Raw genomic sequence first — 1,313 nt, 5'->3', positions numbered from 1 at the left:
CTCTCTTGTGCCGTCTTCGTATTCGTAGAGGTTGTAAAAATACTCCTCTGCTCCGTCTCCCCAAGGAACATAACCAATAGCTGTTGCAATAAACTCTTTTTGCATGGGTTGTTTACGCTTTTTTAAGAACAGGTCTTTTAATATTCTCATGTTTTTAGTCCATAATTTTACCAATTGGTCTATTTACCTAAAATTTGACCGTACAGAGCGTTTTATATTTCGGATAGGTTTTATCATAAAATCTTTAAATCGCTTTGTACGGTGCCTTTTTGTCGATTTAAATGCATGTCTAATCGTAAAATGATCAGCACTTTTCACTAGTTTGCTGTTTTAAGCCGCTTTAGAATTGCTACTGTCATGACACTCTTCACTAGGCTTGCCTATTCTCATGAATGAAATGCGCTTGCCTCCTAAGGCTAGGTTACGCGTATTTTCAACTGCTGTAAAAACTCTCTCAGCAACACCATAAAGCCTGCTTTCTAAATCACGACAATACTGCGCTAGATCAGCACAAGAGGGAACAAAGGTTGTGGACATGCCTTTTGCTTCACCACGTATAAGATTTTTAACAGCTTGCAATAAAGACCAGAGTGAAATGCCGTTAAGAGCTGCGATATAAGCCTTTGCACGCGCTTCTACATTCGAAACTTTTTGCATTGTCAAACCACCTTCAAGCACATCAAGAGCCTCTGCTATGTCTTCAACAGACGCTTTCAAGGTAAGTAAGTTTTGAACAGTCTGATAAGCTTCTAAAGCTTGTTTCTCTAGGGTTGCTGTCAATTGAATGCCATTTCTCAAGGTCCATGGGAACTCCAGAGTTACACATTGCTCTATCTGTTGCACGGTATCTTGTAGAGGCGTCACTAAGCTGTGTTGCACCGATAAGATTACGGATTGTCTCTCCGGTACCACCACGAGTTCTTTGATCTTTTGAAAAGTTTCCATTGTTTCCACCATTGTTGTTCGTATTTTTTATTTTTTCTAAACCCTCGATAGCCCTGCGCACCCAGTTTCTCCATGTTGCTTGCCAATCGATTTTGGTTGCATTTGCTCCGGCTTTTGAACGCCAATAATCTCGAAACTTCGCAATTTCGACTTTGACGCGCTCTGGAGGCAAGCCCTCTGCAATGGCAAAATCGTAATCGGGTTCAAAATCCGTAGGCAATCGACAACCGCGATTAGCTTGCGTTCGTTTTGCTTTTTTGGGAACGTTCTCTTGCTCGTGAATGGAAGGTTGGTTGTCTGATGAGGTTTCGATTTGCTCTGATGTGATCTCAACAGCAGCAACCTCTGTTGGCTCGTCAACCAAATCG

1 protein-coding gene and 1 pseudogene are annotated in these 1,313 nt (G+C 41.7%); both read right to left on the bottom strand.

Annotation, left to right across the window (positions count from 1 at the left end):
* Positions 1-330: 330 nt before the first annotated feature.
* Entirely contained in the window at positions 331-717 is a 387-nt protein-coding gene (locus tag ACFILW_RS09760; protein ID WP_273754097.1) for a hypothetical protein, read from the bottom strand.
* Positions 701-1,313 (bottom strand): annotated as a pseudogene (locus ACFILW_RS09755) (hypothetical protein); the annotation flags it as partial. The pseudogene ACFILW_RS09755 and the gene ACFILW_RS09760, both read right to left, overlap by 17 nt.

Source organism: Bartonella sp. TT110JLCBS, from assembly GCF_042193405.1.
Taxonomy (GTDB): domain Bacteria; phylum Pseudomonadota; class Alphaproteobacteria; order Rhizobiales; family Rhizobiaceae; genus Bartonella.
Note: the sequence above shows the minus strand (reverse complement) of the source record. Positions and strands in the feature narration are given on the sequence as shown.